The organism is Nocardiopsis oceani (genome assembly GCF_054777395.1).
Map to the genome: position 1 here is coordinate 66070 of NZ_BAAHAR010000024.1, position 23997 is coordinate 90066.

At 70.5% G+C, this 23997-nt stretch carries 26 protein-coding genes; 17 read left to right on the forward strand and 9 right to left on the reverse strand.

What is annotated here, in order from left to right:
- The first annotated feature begins 3 nt into the window (after positions 1–3).
- Genes ACYVDG_RS15815 through ACYVDG_RS15855 form a run of 9 tightly spaced genes read left to right on the forward strand, consistent with a single transcriptional unit; the run spans position 4 to position 8577 of the window.
- Positions 4–1011 (forward strand): ABC transporter permease, encoded by a 1008-nt coding sequence (locus tag ACYVDG_RS15815; RefSeq protein ID WP_460752304.1) that lies wholly within the window; start codon positions 4–6, stop codon positions 1009–1011.
- Positions 1012–1033: 22 nt separating this feature from the next.
- Complete coding sequence (locus tag ACYVDG_RS15820; RefSeq protein WP_460752308.1) at positions 1034–2125, forward strand: zinc-dependent alcohol dehydrogenase family protein; 1092 nt, start codon at positions 1034–1036, stop codon at positions 2123–2125.
- Complete coding sequence (locus tag ACYVDG_RS15825) at positions 2122–3384, forward strand: DUF4380 domain-containing protein (RefSeq protein ID WP_460752312.1); 1263 nt, start codon at positions 2122–2124, stop codon at positions 3382–3384. The genes ACYVDG_RS15820 and ACYVDG_RS15825 overlap by 4 nt, the downstream gene beginning before the upstream one ends.
- 19 nt (positions 3385–3403) lie before the next feature.
- Positions 3404–4159 carry an SDR family NAD(P)-dependent oxidoreductase gene (locus tag ACYVDG_RS15830; protein ID WP_460752315.1) on the forward strand — a complete coding sequence of 252 codons (756 nt, stop codon included), beginning with the start codon at positions 3404–3406 and terminating at the stop codon, positions 4157–4159.
- A 25-nt stretch (positions 4160–4184) separates the two neighbouring features.
- Positions 4185–4922, forward strand: coding sequence for a FadR/GntR family transcriptional regulator (locus tag ACYVDG_RS15835; protein ID WP_460752319.1), 738 nt, complete (start codon positions 4185–4187; stop codon positions 4920–4922).
- Entirely contained in the window at positions 4919–6064 is a 1146-nt protein-coding gene (gene dgoD / locus ACYVDG_RS15840; RefSeq protein WP_460752322.1) for a galactonate dehydratase, read from the forward strand. The genes ACYVDG_RS15835 and dgoD overlap by 4 nt, the downstream gene beginning before the upstream one ends.
- 55 nt (positions 6065–6119) lie before the next feature.
- Positions 6120–6989 carry an SMP-30/gluconolactonase/LRE family protein gene (locus ACYVDG_RS15845; protein ID WP_460752325.1) on the forward strand — a complete coding sequence of 290 codons (870 nt, stop codon included), beginning with the start codon at positions 6120–6122 and terminating at the stop codon, positions 6987–6989.
- Positions 6986–7981 carry a sugar kinase gene (locus ACYVDG_RS15850; protein ID WP_460752328.1) on the forward strand — a complete coding sequence of 332 codons (996 nt, stop codon included), beginning with the start codon at positions 6986–6988 and terminating at the stop codon, positions 7979–7981. The genes ACYVDG_RS15845 and ACYVDG_RS15850 overlap by 4 nt, the downstream gene beginning before the upstream one ends.
- Positions 7981–8577, forward strand: a complete 597-nt coding sequence (locus tag ACYVDG_RS15855) for a bifunctional 4-hydroxy-2-oxoglutarate aldolase/2-dehydro-3-deoxy-phosphogluconate aldolase (protein ID WP_460752334.1) — start codon at positions 7981–7983, stop codon at positions 8575–8577. Before ACYVDG_RS15850 ends, ACYVDG_RS15855 begins: the two co-directional genes overlap by 1 nt.
- Positions 8578–8674: 97 nt before the next feature.
- Here ACYVDG_RS15855 and ACYVDG_RS15860 read toward each other — a convergent pair whose 3' ends face one another.
- From ACYVDG_RS15860 to sfnG, 7 genes are all read right to left on the reverse strand, one after another.
- Positions 8675–9121, reverse strand: a complete 447-nt coding sequence (locus ACYVDG_RS15860) for an SgcJ/EcaC family oxidoreductase (RefSeq protein ID WP_460752337.1) — start codon at positions 9119–9121, stop codon at positions 8675–8677.
- A gap of 153 nt (positions 9122–9274) precedes the next feature.
- Positions 9275–9796: a flavin reductase family protein gene (locus ACYVDG_RS15865; protein WP_460752342.1), complete on the reverse strand. Its 522-nt coding sequence runs from the start codon at positions 9794–9796 to the stop codon at positions 9275–9277.
- A gap of 29 nt (positions 9797–9825) precedes the next feature.
- On the reverse strand, positions 9826–10371 hold the full coding sequence (locus tag ACYVDG_RS15870; protein WP_460752347.1) for an NAD(P)H-dependent oxidoreductase: 546 nt from the start codon (positions 10369–10371) through the stop codon (positions 9826–9828).
- Positions 10372–10419: 48 nt separating this feature from the next.
- Positions 10420–11616, reverse strand: a complete 1197-nt coding sequence (locus ACYVDG_RS15875; RefSeq protein WP_460752351.1) for an LLM class flavin-dependent oxidoreductase — start codon at positions 11614–11616, stop codon at positions 10420–10422.
- Between the two features lie 46 nt (positions 11617–11662).
- Positions 11663–12919 carry an SfnB family sulfur acquisition oxidoreductase gene (locus tag ACYVDG_RS15880; RefSeq protein ID WP_460752354.1) on the reverse strand — a complete coding sequence of 419 codons (1257 nt, stop codon included), beginning with the start codon at positions 12917–12919 and terminating at the stop codon, positions 11663–11665.
- A 128-nt stretch (positions 12920–13047) separates the two neighbouring features.
- The gene (locus ACYVDG_RS15885) at positions 13048–14325 is read right to left on the reverse strand and encodes an acyl-CoA dehydrogenase family protein (RefSeq protein ID WP_460752358.1); all 1278 of its coding nucleotides are present in this window, start codon (positions 14323–14325) and stop codon (positions 13048–13050) included.
- Between the two features lie 84 nt (positions 14326–14409).
- A complete protein-coding gene (sfnG, locus tag ACYVDG_RS15890) occupies positions 14410–15561 on the reverse strand; it encodes a dimethylsulfone monooxygenase SfnG (RefSeq protein WP_460752363.1) in 1152 nt (383 codons plus the stop codon).
- A gap of 567 nt (positions 15562–16128) precedes the next feature.
- Between sfnG and ACYVDG_RS15895 the strand changes: the two genes are divergently transcribed.
- From ACYVDG_RS15895 to ACYVDG_RS15910, 4 genes are all read left to right on the forward strand, one after another.
- The gene (locus ACYVDG_RS15895; RefSeq protein ID WP_460752366.1) at positions 16129–16671 is read left to right on the forward strand and encodes a cysteine dioxygenase; all 543 of its coding nucleotides are present in this window, start codon (positions 16129–16131) and stop codon (positions 16669–16671) included.
- Complete coding sequence (locus ACYVDG_RS15900; RefSeq protein ID WP_460752370.1) at positions 16668–17054, forward strand: rhodanese-like domain-containing protein; 387 nt, start codon at positions 16668–16670, stop codon at positions 17052–17054. Before ACYVDG_RS15895 ends, ACYVDG_RS15900 begins: the two co-directional genes overlap by 4 nt.
- Before the next feature lie 267 nt (positions 17055–17321).
- Positions 17322–17459: a hypothetical protein gene (locus tag ACYVDG_RS15905; protein WP_460752373.1), complete on the forward strand. Its 138-nt coding sequence runs from the start codon at positions 17322–17324 to the stop codon at positions 17457–17459.
- Entirely contained in the window at positions 17456–18676 is a 1221-nt protein-coding gene (locus ACYVDG_RS15910; RefSeq protein ID WP_460752376.1) for a YeiH family protein, read from the forward strand. Before ACYVDG_RS15905 ends, ACYVDG_RS15910 begins: the two co-directional genes overlap by 4 nt.
- Here the strand turns inward: ACYVDG_RS15910 and ACYVDG_RS15915 are convergent.
- A complete protein-coding gene (locus ACYVDG_RS15915; protein ID WP_460752379.1) occupies positions 18673–19200 on the reverse strand; it encodes a MarR family winged helix-turn-helix transcriptional regulator in 528 nt (175 codons plus the stop codon). The genes ACYVDG_RS15910 and ACYVDG_RS15915 overlap by 4 nt on opposite strands.
- A 37-nt stretch (positions 19201–19237) precedes the next feature.
- Between ACYVDG_RS15915 and ACYVDG_RS15920 the strand changes: the two genes are divergently transcribed.
- Entirely contained in the window at positions 19238–19657 is a 420-nt protein-coding gene (locus ACYVDG_RS15920; RefSeq protein WP_460752382.1) for an ester cyclase, read from the forward strand.
- 9 nt (positions 19658–19666) lie between these two features.
- Here the strand turns inward: ACYVDG_RS15920 and ACYVDG_RS15925 are convergent, their stop codons facing one another.
- Entirely contained in the window at positions 19667–20197 is a 531-nt protein-coding gene (locus tag ACYVDG_RS15925) for a winged helix-turn-helix domain-containing protein (protein ID WP_460752385.1), read from the reverse strand.
- Between the two features lie 243 nt (positions 20198–20440).
- Here ACYVDG_RS15925 and ACYVDG_RS15930 point away from each other — a divergent pair, with 243 nt between their 5' ends.
- From ACYVDG_RS15930 to ACYVDG_RS15940, 3 genes are all read left to right on the forward strand, one after another.
- Positions 20441–21310 (forward strand): MetQ/NlpA family ABC transporter substrate-binding protein, encoded by an 870-nt coding sequence (locus ACYVDG_RS15930; RefSeq protein ID WP_460752390.1) that lies wholly within the window; start codon positions 20441–20443, stop codon positions 21308–21310.
- A 225-nt stretch (positions 21311–21535) separates the two neighbouring features.
- Positions 21536–22588: an ABC transporter substrate-binding protein gene (locus ACYVDG_RS15935; RefSeq protein WP_460752393.1), complete on the forward strand. Its 1053-nt coding sequence runs from the start codon at positions 21536–21538 to the stop codon at positions 22586–22588.
- 348 nt (positions 22589–22936) lie between these two features.
- Complete coding sequence (locus tag ACYVDG_RS15940; protein ID WP_460752396.1) at positions 22937–23992, forward strand: ABC transporter substrate-binding protein; 1056 nt, start codon at positions 22937–22939, stop codon at positions 23990–23992.
- Positions 23993–23997 lie beyond the last annotated feature (5 nt).

Consider the following 23997-nt stretch of genomic DNA (forward strand, 5'->3'; position numbering starts at 1 on the left):
GCAATGACCACCAAACCCATCACCGTCGAGGCGGTCTCCGCCCGCGGCGACGTCTTCGGCCGGTACGGCCACCGACTCAACGAGATCGGCCTGCTGGCCGCGATCCTGCTGCTGTACGTCATCCTGGGCTTTTCCGCCTCCGGCTTCCTGAGTGTGGACAACCAGCTCGGTCTCCTGCGCAACGCCGCGACCATCGGTATCGCCGCGTGGGGGGTCACTCTGATCATCATCTCCGGCGACATCGACATCAGTATCGGCCCAGCGGTCGCCTTCGCTTCGGTGGTCGTGGCCAAGGGCTCAGCCGAGTGGGGGCTGGGCGTGGCCGGCGCCATCACGCTCACCCTGCTGCTGGGTCTGGGATGGGGTGCCCTCGCCGGGTGGCTCCGCGCCCGATTCAACGTGCCGGCGTTCATCACCACCCTGGGACTGTGGAGCGTGCTGGGCGGGTTGGCGCTGTACATGACGGACGCACTCCCCGTCCCCCTGCCGGAGAGCGCGGTCTTCGACGTGCTTGGCGGGTCGATCCTGGGTGTCCCCACCGCGGCCGTGGTGATGTTGGTGCTCTTCGCGGTCTTCGCCTACGTCGCCAAGTACACCGCCTACGGTCGTTCGGTCTACGCCATCGGGGGCAACGCGGCCGCCGCACAGCTCGCCGGTCTCAACGTCGCCCGTGTGCGAGTGCTGCTGTTTGCCACCACCGGGCTGCTCGCCGCCATCACCGGCGTCCTGCTGGCGGCCCGCCTGGGGTCGGGCAACGGTGGCGCGGCGGCCGGGTTGGAGTTCGACGTGATCGCCGCCGTGGTCATCGGTGGTACCGCGCTGGCGGGCGGTCGCGGGTCCCTCGCGGGCACCTTCCTAGGCGTCATCTTCATCACCGTGATCGGTAACGGCCTGGTGCTGCTGGGCGTCAATTCCTTCTTCCAGGACGTGGTGCGCGGCCTCATCATCGTGGTCGCGGTCCTGATCAACGTGCTCATCAGCAGGCGAGAGTCGGCGAACCGGCTCGCTTAGCCCGAACGGGGGAACTCACACCATGAACGCAACAAACCCTGCCCGCGCACTCCCGGAAACCATGCGCGGAGTGCGCCTGCCCGGCGATTCCACAGCCGTGGTGGACACCCTGCCGGTCCCCGACCCCGGGCCGGGACAGGTACTGCTGAAGGTCGGGGCCTCGGGGATCTGCGGCAGCGACATCGGTTTCATCTACCACGAGCACAAGACCCACCGAGGGATCGACGGCCCCGCCTACCAGGGCGTCATCGCCGGCCACGAGCCCTCGGGCACCGTCGTCAAGGCGGGTCCTGGATGCCGACGGTTCGGCGGCGGGGACCGGGTCATCGTGTACCACATCGCGGGCTGCGGGCTCTGTGACAACTGCCGTCGCGGCTTCATGATCAGCTGCACGTCCTCGGGGCGGGCCGCCTACGGATGGCAGCGCGACGGCGGGCACGCGCAGTACCTGCTGGTCGAAGAGTCCACGTGCGTTCCCCTGCCCGACGAGCTCTCCCACGTGGACGGGGCCCTCATCGCGTGCGGGTTCGGCACGGCTTACGAAGGGCTGCGGCGGATCGGCGTCAACGGGGACGGAGACCTGCTCGTCGTCGGCCTGGGCCCGGTGGGCCTGGCGGCCGGAATGATCGGCCGCGGGATGGGCGCCGCCCGAGTCATCGGTGTCGAACCTTCCCCGGTACGCCGTGACTGGGCCGCCACCCTGGACGTCTTCGACACCCTTGCCTCTCCCGAGGAGGCGGCCGAAGCGGTCGCGGATGCCACTGGGGGCCGGGGCGCGGCGACCGTCATCGACTGTTCCGGTTCCCGTCTGGGCCGCTCGCTGGCACTGGAGAACGCCGCCGAATGGGGCCGCGTATCGCTGGTCGGGGAGGGTGGAACCCTGGACACAGAGGTTTCGGACACTCTCCTGCACAAACAGCTCACCCTCTATGCCTCCTGGGTGACGTCCCTTCCGGCCATGGCGGAACTGGCGGTGAACCTGGTGCGCTGGGGTCTGTGCCCGGAGCGGGTCGTCTCCGACCGGTTCGATGTGGCCGACGCCGATGCCGCCTACCGGAAGGCCTCCGGAGGCAGCCGCGGCAAGGTGTGCCTGGTGGACGGTGATGAACGGTGAGCGGCTCGGTCGCCGTCGAACGCGATACCTCAGGACCCCACGAACTGATCGTCCTGGACAACGGCGTGCTTCGCCTGACCTGTGCCCCTGCGCTGGGTGGGCGGCTGCTTTCCGCCCGCCACCGGGGCTCCGAGTTCCTCTACCGCAACCCGCGTCTGCTGGGTCCGGACCTGCGTCCCGTGGAGGGGGTGAGCCTGGAACCCGTCGAGGGGCCCATGAGCGAGTGGAACAATGTCGGCGGGGACAAGACCTGGCCCGCGCCGCAGGGCTGGGACGGTCCCGACCAGTGGGCCGGGCCGCCTGACCCGGTCCTGGACTCGGGGGCCTACGCCGCTGAAGTGGAGACCCGGGGCGACGGGGCAGCCGTGCTCACCCTCACCAGCGGGAACGACCCCCGTAGCGGCCTGCGCCTGCGCCGACGTCTGACCCTGAACCCGGGCAGCGCCGCCTACCAGCTGGACCTGTCGGCCCTGAACACCGGCAGCGTCCCGCGCCGCTGGGCACTGTGGAACGTGACCCAGCTCAGCGGCGAACCCGTCGAGGGACAGAGCGCCCAAGGTGTGTACGTGGGCGTGGACGGCACCGGACCCGCCACCGCGCCTCTGGTCCGCGGCGATGCCCACCCCGAAGTCGTCGAGCACGTTCCCGGGGTGCTCCGGGTACCCGCGCAGGACGTGGTGGGCAAGGTCGGTTTCCCCACGGCCGCCGGCTGGCTGGCCAACGTCGGAGCCAGCGGGACCGCGACCCAGCGTTTCGCGGTGCGTGAGAACGAGCCCTACCCGGACGGGGGATCGCGGGTGCAGGTGTGGCTCGAGTACCCGTTGGACCGTCCATTGGAACACTTGGGCGGACTGTGTCCGGTAGACCGCGTGGTCGAGTGCGAGGCGCTCGGTCCGCTCACCGAACTCGCGCCGGGGGAGTCCACCACGCTCACGGTCGAGTGCGGTTTCGGCGCGGGCACCGGCCCCGTGGCCGAGGTGACCCCGGACGGGTTCTGGAGCACACCACCCCGGTGGAGCGGTCACGAGAGCACGGGCCGACGGGTCACCGGGACCTTCACCGCCTACCACCCCGGAACACTGAGGTACCGACCGGGCGCGGGCGCGGGGACCCTCGGGCCCGACGAGTGTTCTGGGAGGGGACCGGACCTGGCCACGGTCCGCCCCGGCGAACCGTTCGACCTCGACGCCGCCGTTCCCGGCTCCGCCCAGGACACGCACGGAGCTCCCGGAGTCGTGTTCACCAAGGCACAGCCCTAGAAGAGAAAGCAGGCACGACATGTCAATCGCCCGGCACGACGGAGTGACGGCGGTGGTCACCGGGTCCGCCCAGGGCATCGGTGCGGCCACTGCCCAACGCCTGGCCGACGAGGGCGCGGGGGTGGTCCTGGCCGACCTGTCCCCGAAGGTGGAGGAGACCGCCGAGCGTCTGCGCGAGAGCGGGGGACGGGCCAGGGCGGTCCGCGCCGACGTCACCGACGAGGAGGACTGGCGCCGTGTGGTGGCCGCTGCGCGCGAGAACTTCGGCCCTGTGGGCGTTCTGGTCTCCAACGCCTACACCGTCGAAGTCTCGCCTGCGCACGAGACATCCGTCGGTTCCTGGGAACGGCAGCTCAGTGTCAACCTCACCGGAGCGTTCTTGGGAGTGCGCGCCTGCCTGGACGACCTCGAAGCCAACGGGGGCAGTATCGTCGTCACCTCCTCCGTGCACGCCTGGTTCGGGTTGCCCGGACGCCCCGCCTACGCCACCACCAAGGGCGGACTGACCGCTCTGACCCGGCAGCTGGCGGTCGAGTACGGGCCGCGGGTGCGGGTGAACTGTGTTCTGCCCGGTCCCATTCTCACCCCGGCCTGGGACGGGGTGGGCGAGCGGGACCGCGAAGAGAGCATCGAGCAGACCGCGGCCAAGCGTTTCGGCGACCCGGACGAGGTGGCCTCCGTGATCTCCTTCCTGGCTTCGGACGAGGCCGCCTACGTCACCGGAGCGAGCCTGCCCGTGGACGGAGGGTGGAGTATCTACAAGGCGTCCTCGTAACACGGCGCTGGGAACGGAGGAACTGATGGCGGCCTACTCGGCGCGCGGTGTGCACGGCCAGACGGTCCGGCTGCTGGCGGAGCGCGTGCTCTCCGGCCGGTTCGGCGAAGGCGAGACGATCGACCTCGCCGCGCTCAGCGATGAGCTCGACCTGAGCCTGACAGCGGTCCGTGAGGCGATCAAGGTACTGGCGGCCAAAGGACTGGTCGGTTCCAGGCAGAAGAAGGGCACGTTCGTGCGCCCGCGCGCCGACTGGAACCTGCTCGACCCGGACGTGGTGCGCTGGCAGATCGCCGCGGGGGCCGGAGAGGCCTTCTTCCACGACCTCGCTGAGCTGCGCGGGGCCCTCGAACCGGTCGCGGCGCGCCTGGCTGCCGCCCGTCGCACCCCGGAGGACGTGGCCGACCTGCGCTCGGCGCTGGCCGACATCGCCGCGGCAGACGACGGGGGTTCGCCCGAGGCCGCGGCCGAGGCGGACCTGCGCTGGCACCGTGCGTTGCTGGCTGCGACCCACAACGAGCTGTTCACCCGCACGGACGTCTTCTTCGCCGCTGGCCTCTCCGAACGGGACCGGCTCGTGCACAGCGGGGTCCACGGCGACCCCGTCCCGAGCCACGGAGCGGTCACCGAAGCGGTGGCGGCCGCCGACCCCGCGGCCGCGGAGGCGGCCATGGCGGCCCTGCTCGACCAGGCCCGGGACGACCTCCTGCGGGCCACCGGTGCCGACGCCCCCAACCACGACGATCTGGAAGAAGAACGATGAAGATTACCCGCATTGAGACCTTCATGGTCCCGCCCCGGTGGCTGTTCTGCCGTGTGGAGACCGACGAGGGCGTTGTCGGTTGGGGCGAGCCCGTGGTGGAAGGACGCGCCGAGACCGTTCGCGCCGCGGTCGGCGAACTCTCCGACCTGCTTATCGGCCAGGACCCCGCCGCGATCGAGTACCACTGGCAGCGGCTGACCAAGGCCGCGTTCTACCGGGGCGGACCGGTGCTGTCCAGCGCCGTGGCCGGACTCGACCAGGCTCTGTGGGACATCGCAGGAAAGACATTGGGCGTGCCCGTCCACCAGCTCCTGGGCGGCCCGGTGCGCGACTCGGTGCGAGTGTACGGGTGGGTCGGGGGAGACGAACCCGCCGAGCTAGCCGACGCGGTCGCGGAGCGGGTCGAGTCCGGGCTCACCGCGGTCAAGATGAACGGCTCGGGGGTGATGGGGCGCTCCGCCACGATGCGCGAGATCGACGGTGTGGTGGACCGCTTGGCCGCAGTGCGCGAGGTGTTGGGCCCCGACCGCGACGTGGCAGTGGACTTCCACGGCCGCTTCAACGCCGCCACCGCCCGCAGGGTCCTGCCACTGCTGGAGCCGCTGCGCCCGATGTTCGTGGAGGAGCCCCTGCTGCCTGAGTACGGGCACCTCCTGGAGAGAGTGGTGGGGGCCAGCCCGGTCCCCATCGCCACCGGTGAGCGGCTCTTCTCCCGCACCGAGTTCCTGCCCGCGCTCCAGGCCGGGATCGCCGTCGCCCAGCCCGACCTTTCCCATGCGGGTGGGATCTCCGAGGTGCGCCGGATCGCCTCCTTGGCCGAGACCTACGACGCGCTGCTGGCACCACACTGCCCGCTGGGCCCCATCGCTCTGGCAGCCAGCCTGCAGGTGGCGTTCGCGACGCCGAACTTCCTCATCCAGGAACAGAGCATCGGGATCCACTACAACCGCGACGCGGACCTGCTCGACTACGTGTTGGATGCCGGTGCCTTCGCGTTCCCGGACGGCCATATCGACCGCACGGGTGTTCCCGGACTGGGTGTGGAGATCGATGAGGCGGCGGTGCGCCGTGCGGACCGGGTCGGGCACCGCTGGCGGCCGCCGGTGTGGAGCCACAGCGACGGATCGTTCGCCGAGTGGTAGCCCGGGCACGGGAGACGGTCCGTGCCCACGAGAACCGAGAGCGAGGAGGTCAGAGATGGAGACGAGTACGGTATCCGAGCCGTGGAGCACGGACCGGCTCGAACTAGGGGAGGGGGCGCGCTGGGTCGGCGACGAGCTGTTGCTGGTGGATATCCTCGCGGGCCGGTTGCTGCGCCTGGATCCTCGTGAGCCGGGACGGGCACAAGAGGTACACCGCTTGGACTCACCGCTGGGCGCGGTCGCACCGGTCCAGGGCCGCCCCGGACGGTACATGGCGGCGGCCGGGACCGGGGTCGCGGTCTTGGATGACGGGGGCGTCGAGTGGCTCGCCAAGCCGGAGGGGGCCGCGTCCGTGCCCATGCGCATGAACGACGGCTGCTGCGACCCGCACGGCCGGTTCTGGGCGGGCTCGATGGCCTACGACGGCACTGAGGGCGCCGGGTCCCTTTACCGTGTCGACCCCGGCGGTACGGTCACAGCTGCTCTGCAGGGCTACACCATCCCTAACGGCCCCGCTTTCACCGCCGACGGCACGTTGATGTATCTCGCCGACAGCGCCGATGGGCGCATCGACGTCCTCGAACTGGGCCCGGACGGACGGATCGGCGACTCGCGCGTCTTCACCCGGGTAGCGGAAGGCAGCCCCGACGGGATGCAGGTCGACAGTGAGGGCTACCTGTGGGTCGCCGTTTGGGGGGCGGGCCGCGTCCACCGGTACGCACCGGACGGGACCCTGGAACGCAGGGTGCTGCTGCCTGCCACCCAACCGACCAGTGTGTGCGTCGTGGGTACGGCGGACCCGACGCTCTTCGTCACGTCCGCCGCTGTCGGACTGAGTAACCCGGGAGCGCACGACGGAGCGGTGTTCGCCCTGCCCGTCGACGTCCCCGCGCCCCCCGCCCACGCATTCGGGGCAGCCTCATGACCCCTCAGGTCGCCTGCGTCGGCGAGACCATGCTGCTGCTCACCCCGCCCGCCGCCACCCCGCTGGACCATGCGTCCACCTTGGAAACGGGGATCGCCGGGGCCGAATCCAACGTGGCCTGCGGGCTGGCCGCTCTGGGGCACCGCCCCGCCTGGCTCAGCAGAGTGGGCGACGACCCCTTCGGACGGGTGGTTCTGCGGACTCTGCGCGAGCGGGGCGTGGACGTCTCTGGCGTCCACACCGATCCGGAGCGGCCCACCGGCCTCTTCGCCAAGGACCCCGACCCCGAGGGCAGCGCCGTCCACTACTACCGGTCGGGTTCCGCGGCGTCGGACATGGGCCCCGAACTGGCCGGACACCCCCTGGTCAGATCCGCCCGCATCGTGCACCTGTCCGGGATCACGCCCGCGCTCTCCCCTCGGGCCGACGCGCTCGCCGAGAGCCTGCTGGCCGACCCGGAGACCACCGTGAGCTTCGACGTCAACCACAGGCCGCGCCTCTGGGACCCTGGAGCCGCGGCCCCGCGCCTGCTCGCGCTGGCCCGTCTGGCGGACGTGGTCCTCGTCGGCCGGGACGAGGCCGAGGAACTGTGGGGCACCTCCACCGCAGAGGAGGTGCGAGAGCTCCTGCCCGGCGCGGGGCACCTGGTGGTCAAGGACGCCGAACACGGGGCCACGGAGTTCCACGGCGGAGACAGCGCGGACCCGGTCGACAACGCGGTTCACGTACCGGCGCCCGCCGTGGACGTGGTCGAACCCGTCGGGGCGGGCGACGCCTTCGCGTCGGGCTACCTGGCCGCACTGCTGCGCGGCCTGGACGCCCCCGCCCGCCTGCGCCTCGGCCACCTGTGCGCGGGCGCGGTCCTGCGTGTTCCGGGCGACCTGGCGCCCCCGCCCGATGGGACGGTGCTGGAGGAACTCCTGGCCGCCCCCGAAGAACACTGGCGCGAGCGCGCCACGGCGGCGGTCGCCGCGACGACAAGGAGGCAGTGATGCAGGGCAGTGGTCTGGACGGGCTCTTCGGGGGCCGGAACGTGATGGCGATCCTCCGCGGGATGCCGGTGGACACCACGGTCGAACTGGCCGTCCGAGCCTGGGAATTGGGCATCACCGCCGTGGAGGTCCCCGCGCGCGGCCCCGACGCGATGGCGGCACTCAGCGCCACGGTCGAGGCCGGAACCGAACGCGGGCATGCCGTGGGAGCCGGGACCGTCATCACTACCGACCAGGTGCGCGCGGTGTCCCAGGCGGGGGCCGCGTTCACCGTCGCCCCCGGTTTCGACGCCGAGGTGATGGCCGCCTCCGAGGACGCGGGCATGCCGCACCTGCCCGGGGTGGCGAGCCCCACCGACATCCAGGCCGTGCTCAAGGCGGGCGGGCGCTGGGTGAAGGCCTTCCCCGCCTCGCACCTCGGCCCCGACTGGATCAGAGCCGTCCGTGCACCCTTCCCCGACATCCAGGTCGTGGCCACCGGCGGGGTCGACGCACGCAACGCCAAGGAGTTCCTGGACGCGGGCGCCCGGATGGTGGCGGTGGGGTCCGCGCTGGCCGCCCCCGACCAGATCCCGCTCCTCGCCGAACTGGTCTGAGGCGCACGGCAGCGCGCGCCCTGCACTCCGTGGGTCACCGGAAGCGAGCGAAGGGCACCCCCGACGGATCAGGGGTGCCCTTCTGATCAGGGGCGCGTCAGTCGGTGTCGGTACCGAAGACTGGGTGGTTCGGCGACGCCTCCTCGTCGTCGACGACGCCCGTGTTCTGGGATGCGGTCAGAAGCCACCGACCGTCCTCCTTGGTCATCACCCACATCGGAGAGCCGACGTCGGAACCGTCGGACGTCCGGTACACCTGGCGCACCTTGACGGCGGCGACGTCGGGGCGGAGGAACAGGACGTGCTCCAGCTCGAAGGTGACCGATGCGCCCGCCATGCCTCCCGGAAGCACTTTGCGGGTGAACGCCGAGATCTCGTCCAGGCCGAAGAGACGCTTTCCGGCCCCGGTCGTCCATATCGCGTCGGCCCTGAAGAGGCTGAGGAACTCCTCGGTGAGCTCGTTGTTCTGTGCGTGCTCGATGGTGGCGACCACCTGCTTGATCGCGTCGATGTCGTCGGCCCGTGTGCGTGTGTCTGTGTTCATGGGCAACAGTCTGATATCTCAACTAATATTGAGGTCAAGGCTTCCGGGTTCGAGCACAGGAAAAGTGCACCCCCGCGAACGCGGGGGTGCCCTCCTTCCCGGGCGAAGGGGAAGCTCTGGGTGGGGGCGGCTGTCAGCCCAGGACCGCGGCCGTCAGCGCAGCGGCGAGACCGACCCGAACGCGCCTTGGTGGTAGACCAGCGGCGGGCGCGGCTCCTCCAACACCAAGGTGTGCGTCACCTGGCCCACGACCAGCCAGTGGTCGCCGACCAGCCGCGTGTCGAACCGCTCGCACACCAGGTGCGCCGAGGCCCCGTCCAACAGCGGCACCCGCGACGGCCCCGGCCGCCAGGACGTGGGCTCGGCGAACCGGTCCACCCCCTTGCTCGCGAACCGGGCGGCCAGCTCCGACTGCCCCTCGGCGAGCAGCTGCACCCCGAACTCGCCCGCGCGGCGCAGGGTCGGCCAGGTGGAGGTGGAATCGGCGACATAGAAGGACACGAGCGCGGGGCTGAGGCTGACACTGGTGAATGAGGTGGCGGTCAGTCCGACGGGCCGCCCCTCGACGCTCGCGGTGATGACGACGACCCCGGCCGGGTGGTTGCGCATGGTCGCGCGGAACCGGTCGGCCTCGGATCGCGTGTGGGTACGGGTAGCGGTCTCTGCGACACTCAACAGGCTCTCCCAGGTGGGTGGGGAAGGGGTCAGGCGGTGGTGGATCTGGGGCGCGCGGCCGCGCGCAGCGCCGGGGCGGACCGTTCGGCCCAGGGGGTGAGCACCTCGTCGAGCCGGGGCGCGTCATCCCCTTCGGTGGGAATGGTGTCCTGGAGCAGCGCCAGCCCGGACGCGGGCACGGTGGCGCCCAGCTCCAGCAGCAGCGGGCGCAGGTGGACGTCCACCGCCAGGGTGTGCGCCGGCGAACCCATCACCAGGACCGGTACCGCCGTCACCCCCGCCAGGCCCTCGGACGGCAGCAGGTCCAGGAAGACCTTCAGCAGCCCGGTGTACGTGGCCTTGTAGGTGGGGCTGGCCACGACCAGCAGGTCGGTGGTGCGCACCCGGTCCAGCGCGGTCTGCACGTCCAGCGGCGGGCCGGGAGTGAGCAGCAGCGGGGCCAGGTCCGCCAGCTCCACCAGGTCCGCCCCGTCCGGCAGGTCGGCGGCGTGCGCGGCGTGGCGCGCCACGGCCCGGGCGGCTGTGGCGGTGCGGGAGTTCGGCCGGGGGTTCCCGACGAGGACGGTGGTACTCATGGTGGTGTCTCCGGTAGGGCGGTGTCGGTCAGGGCGGGGCGGGACATGTCAGGACGTGGCGGGTGCCGGTGCAGGTGCCGCGGGCGCGGCCGCACCCGCGGCGAAAGGCACGTGGGAAGCGGTGGCGGCGGGGGCCTCGCCGTCGGGGTGCCGCCACAGGCCGCGCTCGCGCAGCAGCGGCAGGACGCCCTCCCCGAACCAGTAGGCCTCCTCCAGGTGCGGGTAACCCGACAGCACGAACTCGCTGATACCGACCCGCTGGTACTCCTCGATCAGGCCCGCGACCTGCTCGTGACTGCCGACCAGGGCCGTGCCCGCGCCGCCGCGCGCCAGTCCCACCCCCGCCCACAGGTTGGGGTGGATCTCCAGATCGGCCGCGCGCCCGCCGTGCAGGTCCAGCATCCGCCGCTGCCCCTCGGACTCGCTCCGGCGCAGGCTGTCCTGCACCTGGGCGATGGTCTCGGGGGCGATCCCGTCGAGCAGGCGCTGGGCCTGAGCCCACGCCTCCTCCTCGGTGTCACGGCTGATCACGTGCAGCCGGATCCCGTACTCGAGGGCCCGGCCGCGCTTGGCGGCCAGCGCGCTGACCCGGTCGATCTTGTCAGCCACGGCCCCCGGAGGCTCCCCCCAGGTCAGGTACGTGTCCACGCGTGAGGCGGCCACGTCCAGGGCGGCGGGGGACGACCCTCCGAAGTACACGGGCGGCAGCGGGTCGGGGGACTTCTGGAGCTTGGCGCCCGCCACGGTGATGTGCTCGCCGGCGAAGTCCACGGTCTGGCCCCGCCACAGCGCGTCCACCACGCGCAGGAACTCGTCGGTGCGCCGGTAGCGGGCGTCCTTGTCGAGGAAGTCCCCGTGCTGGCGCTGCTCGGCAGACTCCCCTCCGGTCACCACGTTGAGGAGCAGCCGCCCGCCGCTCAGCCGCTGGTAGGTGCTGGCCATCTGCGCGGCCAGGGTGGGGGAGAGGAGCCCGGGGCGGAAGGCCACCAGGAACTTGAGCCGCCTCGTGCCCCCGACCAGCATCGCGGTGGTCAGCCAGGCGTCCTCGCACCACGCGCCGGTGGGGGTGAGGACGCCCTCGAACCCCAGCTGTTCGGCGGCCTGGGCAATCTGGTTGAGGTACTCCAGCGAGGGATCGCGGGTCCGCCAGGCAGAGGAGGACACGACGTCCGCGCCGTGGCCGCGGCCGACGACGCCTCTGCTGTCCCCCTGCGTGGGGAGGAACCAGTGGAAGGTCAGGGGCATGAGGGTGTCATCCCTTCGGTGTGGATCGGTGTCTCCAGCTGTGCCGCTAGATCTGGCCGTGCCGTGGGGGACGGCGGTGGTTGAGGGAGTATGCGCCGATGTGCTGGACCTTCCAGCGCACCGGGTCGTGGACGGTGTGGGTGCGGGCGTCCCGCCAGTGGCGGTGCAGGTTGCCCGCCTCGGCGGTGGCCCGGGTCCCGGCCACCTCGAACAGGGCGGATGAGACCTCGACCGCGGCCTGGCCGCCGACAACCTTGGCGGCGGCCACCGCGATCGAGGCCTCGGCGGTGGCGTCCTCCCCGCTCGAGGACTCCTCCGCCAGCACCGCGTCGGCCGCGTCCACCCGGTCGGCGGCGGTACACAGCAGGGCCTCGGCCGAGCGCACCCGCACCTCCAGTTCGCCGAAGCGCTGCACGAGCAGCGGGTCCTCGGCGGCGGTGTCCGTACCGCTCTCGAACCAGGGGCGGCTCTTGGTACGCACGAACTCCGAGGCCTCCTCCAGCGCCCCGCGTGCGGCGCCGACGTCGATGGCGGCGTGCAGCAGCTGGGCGAGGGCGCCGTAGGTCGTGGGCTCTTCGAAGGTCCGGTACTGCTCCAGGACCAGGTCGGGGGCGACGGTTACCCCAGCGAGGTGCACGGTGCCGCTGGCCGTGGTGCGCTGCCCCATGCCGGCCCAGTCGTCCTCGATCCGCACCCCGGGGTCGTCGGCAGGCACGAAGGCGATGTGCGGGAGCGGTCCCCGCGCGGTGGCCGACGGAGCGACCACCGCGAGCCAGTCGGCGAACAGCGACCCTGTGGCGTAGTACTTGGTGCCGTCGACCTTGTACACCTCCCCGTCGCGCTCGATCCGGGTGGCGTGGGTGTGCGCGGTCTTCCCCGAGCGCTCGGCCTGGGCGTTGCTGACCAGCGCGCCCGCGAGCACGTCGTCGAACACCCGGCGCCGGGCCTCCGCCCCGCCGCGCAGGCGCAGCGCGTTGAGGAAGGCGAAGTGCGGTTGGAGGACCTGGGCCAGACTCAGGTCGGCACTGCCCAGCAACCGCAGGACCTCGGCGACGGTGGCGGCGTTCACCGCGGCCCCGCCCAGCTCACGGGGCACGGTGGCGCCGAGCAGCCCGGCGCGGGAGACCTCCCGGACCAGGCCGTGCGGGAGGCTGCGCTCCCGGTCGCGCTCGGCCGCGCCTTCGGCGATCCGGGGGACCAGCGCGCGGGCGGCCTGGACGGCTTCGGTGCCGGAGGTGAGGACACGGACGGGGAACTCGTCGGCGGGCGCGCCGAGCGTGTGGCCGGTGGCGGTCTCGGACAAGGGGAACCTCCTGAGCTGGGGTGCGGCCGACCCGTACCGGTAACCCGTAATGCCTACTGGAATTACCTGGAATAAGAGCACGGGTCGGCCGGGACGGTCGTCAGTACCCGACCGTCGGCGTGGCGCGGTCAGGTGTACCAGGTGGGTTCGGGAACCGCACCCAGCAACGCGTACCTGCCCACCTCACGCCGCTTGTACGCCACCGGGTCGTGCAGGGTGTGCGTGCGCAGGTTGCGCCAGTACAGATCGAGCCCCACCGACGACGCGGTCGCCCGCGCACCGGTGACCTCGAAGACCTTGGCGGAGACCTCCAGGGCGGTGTCGGAGATGCGCTGCTTGGCCGCGGCCACCAGAACCGCCAGCTCGCCGCGCCGCCCGGGCGTGAGCGCCTCCCGGTCGTCGTGCAGGACCTCGGAGAGCTCGGAGCCCGCCCGGTCCACCAGGGCTTCGGCCGCCCACAGCTTGGCCTGCAAGTCTCCGTAGGTCTCCAGGACGTACCACTCCTGGGCGGCCTCGCCCTTGTCGTCCCCGCCGTAGGGCCAGGCGCGGGTCCGCTCCCGGGTGTAGACCGAGGCCCGCTCCAGGGCGCCCTTGCCGATACCGAGGTAGAAGTTGGCGAACACCAGCTGGATCGCCGGGACGTTGAGCGTGTTGTAGGTGAGCGGCCGGAACACCTTGTCGACGTACCCGGCGGCCTGCGCCCAGTCCACGCGCACGTCGCGCACGGTGACACTGCCCGACTCGGTGAGGCGCTGCCCGATGTTGTCCCAGTCGTCCCCGAAGACGATGCCCTCCTGGTCCGAGGGCACGATCGCGAACACGTGCTTGTCGGTGCCTTCCAGGACCCCCTCCAGCACGGTCAGGTCCGACACCTTGCTGCCGGTGGAGAAGCTCTTGCGGCCGTTGAAGACGATGGTGTCGCCCTCGTCCGTGATGACGAGGTCGCCGTCGCGCGGGTTGACCGCGCCGCCGAAGAAGAGGGAGTTCGCGGTGTACAGCTCCTCCACGGCCGCGATCTGCTCGGGGGTGGCGACCAACCGGGCCGCCCAGGACCACAGGTAGTGGTAGCCGAGTAGTTGACCGATGGACCCGTCGCCGGCCGCGACCTCGCGGATCACCCGGTAGGCGGTCTCCCAGGACTGGCCGCCGCCCCCGTGCTCAGTGGGGCCGAGCAGGGTGACCAGGCCGGAGTCCTTCAGCAGCTGAACTTCGGCGTGCGGGGTGGAGCCCGCCCGGTCGCGTTCCACGGCGTCGGTGGCCAACAGCGCGCTCACCTGCGCGGCCCGGTGCACCCAGTCTTCAGGTGTGGCGGGGCGGTCGGCCCAGTTCGCGCCGGCCGGGCTTGCCGTGGTGTCCCGCCCGGTGCCCGCCGTCGTAGTGCCGGTCGTCTCGGTGTCGGTGCTCATCCGGTTCCTCCTCTTCGCTGTGCTCGCTCGGTCTCCCCCCGCTTCGCCCGGGTACTGCCTGCCGAGAGCCCGAGTCGGACCGGCCTAGGCGCGTGCTGCCCGGACCGCTTCGGCCACGGGTGCGCCGTTGCCCAACCGCTCGTCCACCTCCCGCTCCAGTTCGCGGATGACGGGCAGGACGTGCTCGCCGAAGTGTGCGACGTCCTCCAGGTAGTGCAGGAACCCGAGGAGCAGCAGATTGGCGCCGCGGGCCTTGTACTCGACTGCGCGCCGGGCGATCTGCTCGGGGGTGCCGATCAGCTTGCTGCGGAAGCCGTCGTTGTACTGGACCAGGTCCTCGAAACCGGAGTCGGCCCACATGCCTTTGCCGTCGGCGCTCGCCTTTCCGGCTTGCTCGACCGCCTGTCGGAAGCGCTCCACCGCTTCGGCGTCGGCCTTGTCGACGATCTCCCTCAGTACGGCGCGCGCTTCGGACTCTGTCTCGCGGGCGATGAGGAACCCGTTGAGGCCGAACCGCACGGTGCGCCCGTGCACGGCGGCCTCCGCACGCACGTCGTCGACCTGTTCGGTGAAGCCCTCGAAGTCCTTGCCGTTGGAGAAGTACCAGTCCGAGGCTCGGCCTGCCTGCCGTCGTGCCGCCGTGGAGTTGCCGCCCTGGAAGATCTCGGGGTGGGGGCGGCCCGGAACCTCGACCGGTTTGGGTTTGATGTCGAAGTCGTGGATCCGGTAGAAGTCCCCGTTGAACTCGGCGCTGTCGCTGGTCCACAGCTCGCGGAGCACCCGGATAAACTCCTCCGAGCGCCGATAGCGCTCGTCGTGCTCCAGCCAGGGCTCGCCCAGGCCGGTGAACTCGGCCTTGAGCCAGCCGCTCACCACGTTGACGGCGGCCCGCCCGGCGGAGAGCTGGTCGGCGCTGGCGATGAACTTGGCCAGGACGCCGGGGTGCCACAGGCCGGGGTGGACGGCGGCGATCACCTTGAGGCGCTCGGTGGCCAGGAGCAGGGCGAGGCTGAACCCGGTGGACTCGTGCTGGTAGGCGGCCCCGTAACTGGCGGTGTAGCGCACCTGGGAGAGGGCGTAGTCGAACCCGCTGTTCTCCGCGAGTACGGCCAGTTCCCGGTTGTAGTCGTAGCCCCAGTCGGTTCGCTGTTCGATCTTGCTGGTGACCAGGCCGCCGCTGACGTTGGGCACCCAGTAGGCGAAACGCAGCGGTTCGGGCCGGTTCGGTTCGGTCATCGCAGTCGGCCTTTCCTTGCGTGCACCGGAGAGTGTGGGTGTCCGGGCCGAGGTCTGGGCGGCTCCGCGCATGGCAGCCTCCTCGGCCCGGAACGCGGACCGGCCCGGTGCCGTCTCCGTCCAGCGGGGTGGCCCGGACGGAGTGCGGTTCGGCGGGTCCGCGCCGACCGGCTCCGCGATTCCGATCGGCTCGATCCCCACCTTGATCCGCCTAACCCCAGTTTGTCAACCAAAAAAGTAGGGAATCTTGTCGCGCCGCGGTTGAATGTGAACGGAGGGTGATGAGTCGCGTTTGCCGCGTGGAAACACGCGCTCGTCCGAGGGGTTGGAGAGGGCTTATGGGGCGGGCTTCTGGCGGGGGCCGGGCCGGGTGTCGTTGCGGGTGTGACGTGTGTCGGCGCCGGACTACCGACTAAACCTGTAGGGAATATGGTTTACTGATGGGCATGGCAGTCAGCGCATCATCACACCTTCGGCCCTGGCGGCGGCCGTTCGTCTACGACGAGCGCTGTCGGTGATCACGCTTCCCGCACGACCACCGACACCACCCGGAGAGCAAGAGAGCCCATGACCGTCAACGACATCGCCGCGCCCGCCGTCGCGCCGACCCCGCTCACCTTGGACCGTCTGTCCGAGTTGACCGCGAAGGTCGCCGAGGAGGTCCGCCAGGGACTCCACGAAATCCACTTCGACGCCGAGAACCGGTGGTCCGTCCGTCTGCACTCGGACGACTACACCGACGTCTGGCTCATCTCCTGGACCCCCGACCAGTCCACCCGGCTGCACGACCACGCGGGCTCCCTCGGCGCCCTGACCGTCGTCACCGGCGAACTGGTCGAGCACTACTGGGATGCCGGGCTGCGCGAGCGCACCCTCGCCGAACGCGGCGGCGGCCGGTTCCCGCTCGGCCACGTGCACGACGTCACCAACACCTCGGACCGCCCCGCCGTGAGCGTCCACGCCTACTCGCCGCCGCTGACCGCCATGCACTACTACGAGGTCACCGGTGAGAACGCGCTCCGCCGTACCGGCAGCATTCTCACCACCGACCCCGAACCCGACGTCCCCACCCTGGACGACGTGCCGGCCGCCGAGGGGGCGACCCGATGAGCGCCATCGAGCGGGTGCTCAACAGCAAGCGCGCCCACCTGGAACGCCTCACCCCGGGCGAGGCCCTGCGCGCCCAGCGCGACGGCGCCCTGCTGGTCGACACCCGGCCGGTCGTCAACCGCGCGGCCGAAGGGGAGATCCCCGGCGCCCTGGTCATCGACCGCAACGTCCTGGAATGGCGGCTGGACCCCACCAGTCCCGACCGGGTGCCCGAGGCCGACTCGGAGCATCTGCACGTCGTGCTGTTCTGCAACGAGGGCTACGCCTCCAGTCTGGCCGCCGTGCAGCTCCAGGAGGTGGGCCTGCCCCGGGCGACCGACCTCGTCGGGGGTTTCCGGGCTTGGCGCGAGGCCGGCCTGCCGGTGACCGAACCGGCCGCCTGAGCCGGGTCGGCGCTCAACCCGGCAACCGGCCCGCCATCCAGCCCAGTGCCCGTCCCATTGCCCAAGCCGTAACACCACTCGCCTGATCCATACCGGCCCCGGCGGCGCCACCCTGAGCCGCCCGAGGCCTGGTGCTACCCGCGCCTTCTATCTATACTAAATAAGTAGGTTTAGGTGACAATGAGTCGCCCACCCTCGCGGCCGTTGTCCGTACCCCGCCATCCCCATCCCCCAGGGCGCCTCCGGCGCCCGGAGATCGAGAAGGACATGAGCGAAGCACCCTCCACACCCACGCCCGAACGCTCCAGGTTCAGACTCAACGAGGACTGGACCGCGACCATCACCGGCCTCGTACTGCTCGGCCTGTCCCTGCTCGGCGTCATCCCCGTGGGGCTGATCCCGTGAGCGACCAGACCCCTGACGAAAAGAGCACCTCCGAAACCACCGCTGCGCCCAGCGGCGACAGCGCCACCGATTCCGCCCCCGGGGCCCAGGTCGCCACCGGTACCCCCGAGGAGCCCCAAGCCACCGCCTCGCGCGGCTCGTTCTGGGGCTGGACCGCCCTCGGTCTGCTGGTGGTCCTCGGCCTGGCGGCGAGCACCCGGTTCCTGGAGTCCTGGGTCCCCTCAGTAGCGGAGGGCACCGCGTGGGCCGGGTTCGCCGAAGCGGTCGAGTACCCCGTCTACGCGATCCTGCTCGGTCTCGCGGGCAACCTGGTCCTGTCCCTGACCGGGCTCCGCGACCAGCTGGCCCCGGCTTTCAAGACCGAGTTCTTCATCAAGACCGGCCTGGTCCTGCTCGGCTCGACCGTCCTCTTCGACGTCATCATCCGCGCCGCCGGACCCGCGGTCCTCCAGGCCCTCGTCCTGGTCACCTCGGTGTTCCTGTTCACCTGGTGGATCGGCGGCAAGCTCGGCCTGGACGACCGGCTGCGGGCGCTGCTCGCCTCCTCGGTCTCGATCTGCGGTGTCAGTGCCGCGATCGCCGCCGCCGGGGCCGTGCAAGCCAAGAAGGAACAGCTCGCCTACACCGCGAGCCTGGTCATCCTGTTCGCGGTCCCTTCCATCTTCCTGTTGCCCTGGCTGGTCGAGTTGATGGGGCTGAACAACGCCCAGGCCGGGGCGTGGATCGGCGGCAACATCGACACCACCGCCGCCGTGGCCGCGTCCGGGGCGATCGTGGGCGAGGAGGCGCTGCAGATCGCCTCCATCGTCAAGTCCACCCAGAACGTCCTCATGGGTGTGGTCGCGGTCCTGCTCACCGCCTACTTCGCCTTCAAGGTGGCACCGGCGGGCGGCGGCTCCGCCGAGGGCCGCCCCGGCCTGCGCGCCCTGTGGGACCGCTTCCCCAAGTTCGTGCTGGGCTTCCTCATCGCCTCGATCGTGGCCACCCTGTGGGCCAACAACGCCGCCGCGGATGCCCAAGCGGGCCTGGACACGGCACAGGCGCTGCGGGACTGGTTCCTCATCGCCGCCTTCACCAGCATCGGCCTGGAGTTCAAGCTGAGCTCCCTGCGCGAGGCCGGATGGCGCCCGATCGGCGTGTTCGCCGCCGCCACGGTGTTCAACCTCGCGGTCGGCCTGATCATGGCCATCATGCTGTTCCGCGACTTCGTGTTCTAGGCCGGACAGTCCTCATTCCTCACCCGACCCGTCGCGCCGCTCCCCTCGGGAAGCGGCGGGGCGGGTCCTGTCGTTTCCGGGGGATCGGCGAAATAGACGGCTACGCGGTCCAAGGCGTGCACGAAGGACGCCAGTTCGTCCGGGGGGACGTCGCCGAACAGGTCGTCGGCCAGGGCGGCCGCCTGCTCCTTGAGGCTCGCCGTGCTCTCCTCGCCCTGGGCGGTGAGCCGGACCAGGATGGCCCGGCGGTCGTCGGTGTCGCTGGTGCGGGAGACGAATCCGTCCCGCTGCAACGCGTCGAGCAGCTTGGTGACGTTGCGGGGGGTGACGGACAGCAGGTCGGCGAGTTGCCGCTGGGTGACGGTGCCGTGCCGCGCGATCTCCCACAGGGCCGTGGCCCGTGCGCGGGTGAGTCCGATCTCGCCCAGCCCGGCGGACATGTCGTCGGAGATGAGGGTGGACACGGCCAGCAGGCGGTCGAGGGCCTCACCCGAAGATGGTGAACCTGGTTCATCATGTACCATGTTCACTACTTTAACAGTCGAGCAAAGGAGAGCCGGCATGACGACCGGTACCCGGCAGGCGGAAGTACTCCTACGCGACGCCTACGCAGTCCTGGAGAGCGGAGACCTGGATGCCGTCTACGACCTGTTGACGGAGGACTTCATCGCCAACCTGCCCGGCCTGGCAGAGCCGCTGCATGGGCGGGAGGCCTGGAAAGCGGGTGCTCAGGCCATGCTCGAAGCCTTCCCCGACCTGCGGGTCGAGATCGAGGACCTGCTCGTCTCGGAAGACCGGGTCGCCGTCCGGGTGCGCCTCAGCGGCACGCACTCCGGTGCGTTCCAAGGGGTCGCGGCCACCCACCGCCGCGTGAGCTTCCCCAGCCTGGAGATGTACCGCATGCGTGACGGGCGGATCGCCGAAGAATGGGTCGCCCCGGACATCGCGCTCCTGATGCGCCAGTTGACCCAGGGCGAGTAGGGGCGGTGCTCATTCGGGGTGCTCAGAGGCGGAGGTTCGGGGGCCCTGGTAGATGTAGCCCACCTTGCGGACCGTGACGATGAGGTCTCCGGCTGGGCCGAGCTTGCGGCGGAGTCGGTGGACGTGGACGTCGATGGTGCGTGAGTGCAGGTCGCGGCTGGCTCCCCACACGCGCTCCATCAATTCACCCCGGGTCACCGCGCGTCCGGGGGAGGAGGTCAGGCACTCCAGGAGCTCGTACTCCTGGTAGGTGAGTTCGACCTCGGTGCCCCGGGCCCAGACCCGTCGGGAGCCCCGGTCGAGGAGCAGGGTGCCGTTGACCGCGGGTGCCGAGCGGGCCGGTTCCTGGGGTTGGTCCACCACCACGCCGTACACCAGCATGTACCGCCCGTTCTCCGGCAGGGGGAGGACGCCGAGGAGCGAGTGGTCGCCTTCGGCGGGCTCGGGGCTGGGGGAGGGCACAGCGGTCGGGGGCAGGTGTCGCGGTGTCGGAGTGGGGCGGTTGTCGGCTCTGGGTGAGGCGGTGTGTGCGCTGAGCATGCACCCATGATGCGTCGAATTCCCGCTAAAAGCTACCGGATTAGTAGGTTATTCTTCCGGCTGTGGTCAAGGCCACGCTCGCGGCGGGGTTGGCCGGGAAATTCCTACCAAGGTGGTGGGATAGTCTCTGATCAGCTCAGAAGTGCCCCAACCGGGTGCTCGGGCCGTATCGGTGCCGGACCACATCCCGGCCTCGATGCTCCCCCCGCGATCCCACATCCCTCGATCTCGAAGGAGTGCACCATGCGCACGCCCCCGACCCTCATTGGCGCGGCCGCCCTCACCCTGGCCCTCGCCGCCTGCGGTGCGCCCAGCGAGCAGGCCCCCGAGACCTCCGACGCCTTCGACGGCGGTGAGGGCCCGCTCCGGGTCGGCGTCAACCCGGTGCCGCACGGCGACATCCTCGCCTTCATCGACGAGAACCTCGCCGAAGAGGCCGGCCTCGGGCTGGACATCGTGGAGATCGCGGACTACAACGCGCCCAACGCGGCGCTCGTGGACGACGACCTGGACGCCAACTACTTCCAGCACCGGTCGTTCCTGAACGAGTGGACCGAAAGCGGTCCCGACGCCGACCTCACCTACATCACCGACGTCCACATCGAGCGCTTGGGCCTGTACGCCGAAGACGCCGAGAGCGCCGACGACCTGCCCGAGGGCGCCGAGATCGCGGTCCCGAACGACCCGGCCAACCTCAACCGCGCGCTCACCATCCTCGAGGCCGAGGACCTCATCACCGTCGACCCGGAGGCCGGTGAAACCGCCACCGAGAACGACATCACCGACAACCCGAACGACCTGGTCGTCACCCCGCTGGAAGCGGCTCAGTTGCCGCGTTCGGTCTCCGACGTGGACGCCGCGATCGTCAACGGCAACTACGCCATCGAGGCCGACCTGGCTGAAGAGGCCAACACCCTGGCCTGGGAGCCCGAGGGCGACGACTACGTCGAGAAGTACGCCAACGGCCTCGTCGCGCTGGACGAGAACACCGAGGACGAGCGCGTCCAGCTGCTCGCCGAACTGCTCCACGACGAGCAGGTCCTCGAGTACATCGAGAGCACCTGGCAGGGTGTCGTCCTGGCGGTCGACGCCGACGGCGAGATCTCCGAGTAGGCCCGCCCGAGTAAACCCGAGCGCCGTACTCCGGCGTTCTCCCACCCCCTCAGGGCGGTGGAGCCTTCCCCCGGCTCCACCGCCCTTTTTCGTGCGCACCCGTGCGGCATGCCGCACGTCAAGTGTTCTGGATCACAGAAAACCCGGTCGCGCCATCTTCCACAAAACCTACTTATTAAGTAGAGTTTTGCCGTTCGGATCCCTGTCCACCCGCAAAGGAACCCCATGAGCATGCGTAAGTCTGTGCTGTCGACCGCCGCCGCGGTACTGGCGACCGGGATGGTCGCGACCGCCTGCGGGGGTTCCGACGCTGAGGGGAGCTCCGGTGATCTGGATACCTTCACGCTCGGCTACTTCCCGAACATCACCCACGTCCCCGCGCTGGTCGGCGTGGAGAACGGCACCTTCGACGAGGCCCTCGGCGACGTCGACCTCGCCACCGAGACCTTCAACGCCGGCCCCGACGTGATCAACGCGCTCTTCGCCGGGGAGATCGACGCCAGCTTCATCGGCCCGAACCCGGCTATCAACGGCTGGCAGCAGTCGGGCGGCACCGCCCTGCACATCATCGCGGGTTCCACCTCCGGCGGCGCCGGACTCGTGGTGCAGCCGGGGCTCGACGACACCGAGGACCTGCCGGGCACGACCCTGTCCACGCCCCAGCTCGGAAACACGCAGGACGTGGCGCTGCGTTGGTACGCGCAGGAGCAGGGCTGGGACGTCGACACCGAGGGCGGCGGCGACCTGTCCGTCCTGCCCCAGGAGAACTCCGAGATCATCGACTCCTTCCTGCTGGAGCAGATCGACGGGGCATGGGTGCCCGAGCCCCACCTGAGCCGTCTGCTGCTGGAGGGCGACGCGGAGCTGCTCATCGACGAGCAGGACCTGTGGGAGGAGACCGGTGGCGACTTCGTCACCACCCACCTGATCGTCAACGCCGACTTCCTGGAGGAGCACCCCGACGTCGTGGAGGACCTCCTGCGCGGCCACATCGAGACCATCGACTGGATCGACGAGAACTCCGAGGAAGCGCAGGAGGTGGCCATCGACCACCTGGCCGAGCTCACCGGCGGCGAACTCGAACCCGAGGTGGTCGCCTCCGCCTTCGACAACGTGACCTTCACCTTCGATCCGATCGCGCCCTCGCTCCAGGGCGGAGCGGACCACGCGGAGGCCGTCGACCTTCTCGAGCCGGTCGACCTGGACGGCATCTACGAGCTCGACCCGCTCAACGGCCTCCTCGCCGAGGACGGCCGCGACGAGGTCGACGGGCTGTAGGAGGCCGCCGGCCCGTAGGGCGCAGAGTCGGCGGCCCCCGGGCCGGGGCGCTGCCCCCCCGATCCTCATGATCTAGGTCACACACTGTCGGTTGTCCCAGGTCGCCCCAGGGTCACGCCGGCTGCGCAGGGTAGTCATCGATCGCTGAAACAAAGCGGTCGATCCCCGGGTGAACTGCGGATTCCCACGGTATGAGACTCACCCCGGGTGGCGGCGGAGCAGGTTCGGCCAGGTCATCGCGCTGGGGGGTGCGGGTGGCGGTGCTTCCACAAAACCTACTTCTTAAGTAGAGTTTTCCCCGTCCCCTCCGCAGACACCCCGAAAGACACCCGGAAAAGGACCTCCGAGATGCGAGTTTCCGCGACCCCGTTGAGGGCCGCAGCGGCTGCCCTGGCCTTGGGGCTGGTCGCCACCGCGTGCGCGGGCGACGGGAACGGTGCCGGTTCCGACGACTCCAGCGTCACCCTCGGCTACTTCCCGAACATCACCCACGCCCCCGCCATGGCCGGAGTGGAGAACGGGATCTACGACGAGGCCCTGGGAGACCGGGAGTTCGACACCCAGACCTTCAACGCGGGCCCCGACGCCATCAACGCACTGTTCTCCGGGGAGGTCGACGCCGCGTTCGTCGGGCCCAATCCGACCATCAACGGCTGGGCACAGTCCGAGGGCTCGGCGCTGAGGGTCCTGTCCGGTTCCACCGCGGGAGGCGCCGGGCTGGTCGTGGGCCCTGGCATCGACGACCTCGACGACCTGCAGGGCTCCACGCTCGCCTCCCCGCAGCTCGGCAACACCCAGGACGTGGCGCTGCGCTGGTTCGCCCAAGAGCAGGGATGGGACGTGGACACGGCGGGCGGCGGAGACGTGTCCATCATTCCGCAGGAGAACCCGGAGGCCGTGAACTCCCTACAGCTCGGCACCATCGACGGCGCGTGGATCCCCGAACCGCACCTGAGCGACCTGCGCGTCGAACACGGCGCCGAACTGCTCATCGACGAGGCCGATCTGTGGCCCGAGACCGACGGCCTGTTCGTCACCACGAACCTCATTGTCAACGCCGACTTCCTGGAGGAGCATCCCGACGCGGTCGATGCCCTGCTCGAAGCACACGTGGCCTCTGTCGACTGGCTCAACGACCACCCGGGCCAGAGCCGCGAGGCGGCCACCGCGCACCTGTCCGAACTCACCGGTTCCACACTGAGCCCGCAGGTGGCCGAGGCCGCCTTCGACAACCTCACGTTCACGGTCGACCCGGTGGCGTCCTCGCTGCACTCCGGTGCACAGCACGCCGAGGCCATCGGCCTCCTCGACCCCGTCGACCTCACCGGTATCTACGCCCTCGAGCCGCTCAACGACATCCTGGCCGAGGCCGGACAAGAGCCGGTCGCCGGGCTGGAAGGGTAGAGGCC